We start from the raw sequence: 6,987 nt of genomic DNA, 5'->3' as shown, positions 1-6,987 counted from the left end.
GAAAACAATTGTTACATAATGAAAGAAAAGTGATACATACATCACGTTTTTAATGTCGTATTCTACAAACATTGAAGTACGGGGAAGTGATTCAGGCCCTCTGACCCGGAATAGGTTTCATTATTTTTCTTTGAAGTATTTGTTGTGATTTTGACCCGACTTTTTAGTCGGGTTTTTTATTGCCTAAGAAAAACTCTCTATGAGGCTGGGATTATATGATGATCTATCTCTGTTAGTAGGTTATTGACGACTTGCGCAAATTCGGCTCCTGAATCTTCTTGAAGAAAGTGGCCGCCTTTAAGTTTTACGTGTTTCATTCCCTTTGCACCAGGAATCTTCTTACGCATATACTTATCACCGCCTCGTGTTATAGGGTCTCCATTGCTGAATGCGGTAACGAAAGGCTTTTGCCATTTTTCTAATACCGCCCACGCTGCCTTGTTCGCTTTGCTTGCCGGGTTGTCCGGGCTTGTTGGTACTAAAGCCGGAAAAGCCCGAGTGCCTGCTTTGAACTGCTTGGATGGAAAGGGTGCATCGTAAGCGCGCTGCTCGTCTTTGCTAAAAGATTTAAAACTCCCCATCTCTACGATTTTTGCAATAGGGAACCAGGGGCTATTAAGCGCAAAAGCTTTCCATATCTTAAAAGCGGAAGGTACGTCTTCTTCACCTGTTGGTAGCATGCCATTACCGACTACAATTGCTTTGAAGCGCTCTTCATTTTCTGCCGCGAGTCGAAGGCCGAGCAATGAACCCCAGTCTTGGCAGACCAGTGTAATATTGTTTAAATCAAGCGCGTTGATTAAGGATAGGAGCCAGTCCATATGGCTTTGATAGGAGTAGTCTTCAATATTGACAGGCTTATCTGACTTGCCAAAGCCAATTAAGTCGGGAGCGATGACTCGATGCCCCGCAGCAGTGCAAATAGGGATCATGTGGCGGTAAAGGTATGACCAGCTGGGTTCACCATGTAACATGAGTATTGGGTCGGCACTTCCCGGGCCTTCGTCTATATAATGCATTCTCAAACCACCGACGTCGGTATAGTGAGCAGAAAAGCTATAGTTCGGCAGGTTTTTAAAGCGTTCATCAGGCGTACGGACAAATTTGACCATGAAAGAATTCCTTTATTGATAGGTCGATCTTTTTATTCAGAATTTAACTATAGCAGCTAGATTAAAAGGGTGAGGTAATTGCGATATGCAAATAGATAGAGAGAGATCTGTTTCGCTAGTTCGGCGCTTTATGATACTGAGTATGATGCTGGCGTTTGGTATCTTGAGTGCATGCGGTCAATCAGAGGATTCGTCTAGTACTGAATCGAGCGCAGCAGATAGAACTTTGACTGTTTATAAAACAAAGAGTTGCTCTTGTTGTTCTGAGTGGGTGGATCATATTCAACAGGGCGGTTTGTGGGCCATAGTTGTGAACCAGGATTCGGTGGCGCATATAAAAGATTTCTATCAGCTGCCTGCTAATGCTCGCTCCTGTCATACTGCTGTGTCGTCAGAGGGTTTCGTGTTCGAAGGACATGTTCCAGCGAAGTTTATTAAACAATTTTTATCAAACCCACCTGCTGGCTCAGTTGGTTTGATTGTTCCTGCAATGCCCTTGGGTAGTCCGGGTATGGAATACCAAGACAAGTTTAACCCTTATCAAATATTATCTATGAATCAAAAAGGTGTGCTTGAACCTTACGCTTCGATTGACTCATATGCTCAGCAGTTTGATTAGATTTGATCTGGCTTGATCTATAGAGCTTGTGTAAATGTTTTTGGAAAAAGGTAAATTTCGTAGAAACTTCCCATAAGAAAGGTTTATAGCGTCACAAAATTTAAATGCAGTTGTACAGTGTTTTTATAATCAATAGGGCTGGCTATAAAAGACTGATAAAATTCGAGGAGTTTTTTGCTGTGTTCCTGATGCATGATTTTAGTTGTTTTATATCTCTCAGCGTTTTACTTGTGCAGTACAGGTCCAGTTCAATATATAAAGATTATGAGTTCCATAGAGGTCAGGATGGCTAAGGGTATGTTTCTTTCAATGTGTGGTCAGGCTTTAGTTGCTAGGCGCAATGTCGGTATTGTTCGGGTGATGTTATTTGCCATGCTTGCTTGTGTTGCGAGTAGCTCTGCTCTCTCAGCTAATCGTATAGTCGGTGGCGACGAAGTTGAGGTAGAGAGTGATTACCCTTGGATGGTATCGCTCCGAAATTCGGCAACTGGCGAGCATGAATGTGGCGGTACCTTGATTCATGAACGTTGGGTGATGTCTGCTTCGCGTTGTTTCTATGAAGAGCCTGCTGAAGCAATTTCCGTCTATGTTGGAGATTATGATATCTCACGAATTGAAGAAACTGAGCGGCGTATTGGGGTGATTAGTCGCGTGGAGTCAGGTCGAGATTTGATGTTGCTTGAGTTGGCCGATGCGGTTGATGTGAGTGTTTATCCACCTCTTGAATTAGTTAGCTCAGCCATGTTTAAAGGTGTCGAAGCAGGTCATTTGCTAACAATTGTTGGATGGGGGGATCGTGATGGCAACCCCAATCTTATTTCTAGTGGGGGCGGTGAAGACACAATAAACGAAGACTTTCCAAGCGTATTGCATGAAGTGAATGTACCGTTGTTCAACCAGACCGAATGCAATAAAGCCTTCCTGAATGGCGATTTAGAAACGTCGTTGGGAGCTGACTTTTTACCAATATATGGTAATGCTATTGACGGTAAACATATTTGTGCAGGTTATATCGAAGAGACAGGTGATGGGCTTCAAGGTCTATGCGAAAAAGATAGTGGCGGCCCTTTATTATTTCAAACAGGTGGTGAATGGTTTCAAGCCGGCGTGGCAAGCATAGCTCCTTCTGTTTGTGGAAGTCTGGATTATCCAGATGTTTTTACCCGGGTTTCAGCGTTTAAAGAGTGGGTGGACAATATTATAAACCCTGTTGATTTGACCCCAGACAAGCTTTCTCTGCCTGAAAATGTTACTTCAAGTATATTGGAGGATGGTGAGAACCCTGTATGTAGTGGTGGCTCGGATGAGTCTTTAAAATACAGAATAAAAGAGGTTAATGGGTTTTCTTTAAGCTTTACAAATAGTGCTGCTGATAGCTTTGTAATTGATAGTGTTGAGCTTCAAGTTGATGAGATTGAAACCAATGAATGTGGTGTAGGAACGGTAAAATATACACCTTCCGAGCTATCGATTACCAGCATGGAAGATAGTGCTTTGCCTGATTGCCAGGGCTCTGAGTTAGCTCCGGGGGAGAGTTGCGAGGTCCATATTCGGATGAACTTCCTTTCGCCTGGTATCAAGTTTGCTACCTTGATGATAGGGGTTGAGGGTAAAGAGGAAAGCTACTCGTTTGAGTTGAGTGGTAATGTGATAGGGGAAGCTGATTTTAGCTCAAGTGTGGGTGAGGGAGTGTTTTTCTTTATAGAGAAGCAGAATGAGTGGGATTTACAGGGAGATATTGTTTCCGAATTAGTGTCAGACTACACCCTATATGAGCAAACGATGTTGATTGGTAAGGTTGATGGTAGCGGCCAATTGAGCTTTGACTGGAAAGTAGATGATACGAGTGTAATGGATGTCTCATTGTGGATAAATGGTGAAGAGCTTAGTGAATATAAGCCGGCTGAGGCTTATGGTCGTGAGACTATCGTGTTACCTGAAGATCAGGTCAATACTGTTGAGTGGCGCATGGCTAGGGGAGAACTTTGGCGTTCTACGAGTGAAAGTTCATTAGGGGATGAAGGCAAGACCTTGTATTTGAAGTCGGTTAATTTTACAGCAGATAACCCAGATGTAGCTGAGGATACAAGTCCTAGCAATTCAAAGTCTAGTGGTGGAGCATTCCACCCACTAGCGCTAGTGTTTTTGGCAGTGCTATTTTTCTTTCGTCGAAACGCTGCAGGTATATCGAAAACCTATCGTGCCATGAGTGTGGTGATTGTAATGCTCGTTGTTTCTTCAGGTTGGGCTCGCGCGGAAAATAGGATTATTGGTGGTGTTGACGCTGAGTTTAGGGATTACCCTTGGATGGTGTCATTACAAAATAAATATACTGGTGAGCACTTTTGTGGTGCAACCTTGGTGGATGAATACTATGTATTAACGGCATCTCACTGCTACGCCGGGGAGGCTTTGGATAGCATTGTTGCGGTTATTGGTGCGTATGATTTGAGTAACTCGTCTGGATATGATTTGCCAGAGCAGAGTAATGCTCGAGCCGTTAATCTCATAGAATATAATGAGGCTGAGAATGGCGATTATTTATTGTTTCAGCTTGCTGAGGCTGTGAGTGATGTGCCGACGCTTCCGTTGGCGACAGAGGCAGATATGCGCAAAATTGCTGAAGGTGATTCCTTGCGCGTTATCGGTTGGGGGGATATAGACCCAGACGATAGTGTCGCGACTTACCCGGATGTTCTTCAAGAAGCAGATGTAACGCTAATGAATCATGAGACTTGCCAGGATAATTATGCCGAGATTGGTGATGAGGTGACTGACGACATGATATGTGCGGGTGTTCTAGCTGGTGGTTTAGACTCTTGCCAAGGAGATAGTGGTGGCCCTTTGCTTTGGCAGAATGAGGATCGTGACTGGGTTCAGGTTGGTGTTACGAGCTTTGGTGAAGGGTGCGGGCAGGCACAGTACCCGGGAGTTTATACTCGTGTAGCTTCTTATTTGGATGATTTTGAGGGAGTTAAAGAGTGGTCTGATGTTGTGTTGAATGCTCAATATCTGGGGGAAATGACTGTAGGGTATCCATATGAATATACCTTGAATTTAACTAGTAATCTGGTTCAGCCTTTTGAGATCAGCTGGATGCAATTTGGGTCTGGTGATGTGAGCGGGTTTCAGGTTGTCGGTGATCGTTGTTCAAATGACGTGCTGTATTTGGGTGATAACTGCGAGTTGGATTTGAAGCTGGACTTTGATCAGGATGGTGAAAAAACGGCTGTAATGACGGCAATATATACAAATGAAGGATTTAATTGGTATCGCTTATCTACCAGAGTATATCCGGAAAACGATATGGAAATAGCTGGAAGTGGTATTGATTTTATCCTTGAGTCAGCGAGTACATGGCGAAATGTGGGGGATAGTGAGTTAGCGGTGGAAATGCCAGACACGCAAGATATATCACGTTTCTCTTCACGCTTTTCCCGGGCGGGAACGCTTGCTTTTGACTGGCTACTATCAAGCTCTGATGTGATGAATCTGGATGTTTATATTGATGGTGTTCGTCAAACGACTGAAGTGGTTGACGGTGTTGAGCAAGATTTAGTCGTAGGAAGTAGCTATTCGAACGTCGTTATAGAGCTGCCTGAGGGTGGCGCTTATGTTGAGTGGGTGTTGGCGAGAAAGCGAGGCGCTAGCCTTGGTTTGGGTGAGGGGGACGATGCGCGAATTGCATCAATTAGTTTTACCGCAATTGAAGCAGAGCAAGAGGAAAGTGACAGCAATAAAAAGTCTGATTCAAGTGGTGGCGCCATTGCTTGGCAACTGATATGTCTATGTTTGCTATTGCTGACTTATCGTCGTAGGTTCTTAAAACTTGCGCCTTAGTCTTTATTTGAGTGTTAGATTGATGTTACGTATGGTTTTAGTTCGGTTTGTTGGTGTGCTCATGCTTTCAGGGGGTGTGTTAGCGGGTGGCCCTGAAAATCAAGTTCCGGAGCCGATAGTGCTGCAGTCTCTTGATAACGAGGCGATCACCTTCCAGGCAAAAAGCAATGGCTGCACCAAGCCTGAAGACTTTCGGATGAGAGTGCAAGGGCGCGACGTGTCTGTGCTTAGGGTGAAGAAAGACTCTTGTCGACGAATGCCTTTTTGGAAAACATTTTCACTTCCCATTTCTCTGGATTCCAGAGAAGTTCAGGTTTATTTATTAAACCCTCTTGTCCTTAGACCTCTTTAGGTCTGCTTCTAGGTATGGAAAATACTGATTCTAGAAAGCACTTATTGCAGCTTTCTATTACTTTTCTCATATTTGTTATTCCTTCGTTTGCTATAGAGCTTAGTGACACCTTTTTATTTGAAAATAGCCAGTTTGATTTTAGCTTTGATCGGCAGCGTATTGCTGAAGGGCAATGGTGGCGCTTGCTGGTGGGGCATTTTGATCACCTGAGTTGGTTTCATCTCGGTTTGAATGCTCTATTCCTTGGGGTTTTGTTGTTTACCTTTTCAGGCTTGGGGCGAGCGGTGCGTATTGTTTCTTTGCTCTGCGCTTTCTTTCTTATTATTAGCGTCATGATATGGTTCTGTAGTCCGGGTCTAAGTGTCTATGTGGGCTTGTCGGGAGGCTTATACGGTCTATTGGTTTATGCTTTGTATCAAGATCACTTGTACCCACTGTGGTTGCGTGTGCTAGTGTTTTTGGGTTTATTGGTTAAGGTTGTCTACGAATACTTTGCTGATGCTAGCGAGCAGGTAGCAGAGCTAATTGGTGGTTCAGTTGCGACAGATGTTCATGTTTATGGTGTGTTTGCTGGTGTGCTGAGTGTTATTTTCTTAAGAATTTTTCGTATTTGATTGATAGCTGTGTCGCAACTTAGACACTGAGATTGTTATCGATTGTTAAATCACTTTATTTTTTGTGTTCGATATCATTTAATAGTCTGACTGAAATTTGCTCAATAAATGGACAAACGTAAATGAAGGATATCTGCGTTGAATTTGTTTAGGTGTAGGGAGTGAAAGTGAAGGAGAGTCTTATGAAAAGTTTAAAACAGTCAGTTGTCGTAAAGTTGATGTCAGCTTTTTTGTTTTCGGTGATATTTGCCAGTGCGTCGGCTTATGCAGAAGATGACGAGTTTGTTCCTGCTTACCAAAATGAAGGGAACTATCAGATGGAAGATCCTGATAAATATTTTACCTACCGTGAGGGGCGTAAGTATTACACTTCTGGTAAGGAAAACGGTATTCGCGTGAATGAGAATAACGAAGAGTCAACCGATGAGACCGTTGGTATTCTGACCTTTA

6 protein-coding genes are annotated in these 6,987 nt (G+C 43.4%); 5 read left to right on the top strand and 1 reads right to left on the bottom strand.

Annotation, left to right across the window (positions count from 1 at the left end; genetic code table 11):
• Positions 1 to 197: 197 nt before the first annotated feature.
• Entirely contained in the window at positions 198 to 1,112 is a 915-nt protein-coding gene (locus A3763_RS17800) for a haloalkane dehalogenase (RefSeq protein WP_068512287.1), read from the bottom strand.
• A gap of 85 nt (positions 1,113 to 1,197) precedes the next feature.
• On the opposite strand from A3763_RS17800, the gene A3763_RS17795 reads away from it, so the two are divergent.
• The 5 genes from A3763_RS17795 to A3763_RS17770 form a co-directional block, all read left to right on the top strand.
• On the top strand, positions 1,198 to 1,731 hold the full coding sequence (locus A3763_RS17795; protein WP_068553661.1) for a DUF411 domain-containing protein: 534 nt from the start codon (positions 1,198 to 1,200) through the stop codon (positions 1,729 to 1,731).
• A 297-nt stretch (positions 1,732 to 2,028) separates the two neighbouring features.
• The gene (locus tag A3763_RS17785; RefSeq protein ID WP_197482957.1) at positions 2,029 to 5,571 is read left to right on the top strand and encodes a trypsin-like serine protease; all 3,543 of its coding nucleotides are present in this window, start codon (positions 2,029 to 2,031) and stop codon (positions 5,569 to 5,571) included.
• A gap of 22 nt (positions 5,572 to 5,593) precedes the next feature.
• Positions 5,594 to 5,923, top strand: a complete 330-nt coding sequence (locus tag A3763_RS17780) for a hypothetical protein (RefSeq protein ID WP_068637585.1) — start codon at positions 5,594 to 5,596, stop codon at positions 5,921 to 5,923.
• Between the two features lie 14 nt (positions 5,924 to 5,937).
• A complete protein-coding gene (gene rrtA, locus A3763_RS17775) occupies positions 5,938 to 6,537 on the top strand; it encodes a rhombosortase (protein ID WP_068509929.1) in 600 nt (199 codons plus the stop codon).
• A gap of 182 nt (positions 6,538 to 6,719) precedes the next feature.
• Positions 6,720 to 6,987: hypothetical protein (locus A3763_RS17770; protein WP_156495153.1), on the top strand; the 268-nt coding region annotated here is incomplete at its 3' end.

This window comes from Oleiphilus sp. HI0128 (assembly GCF_001635365.1).
Note: the sequence above shows the minus strand (reverse complement) of the source record. Positions and strands in the feature narration are given on the sequence as shown.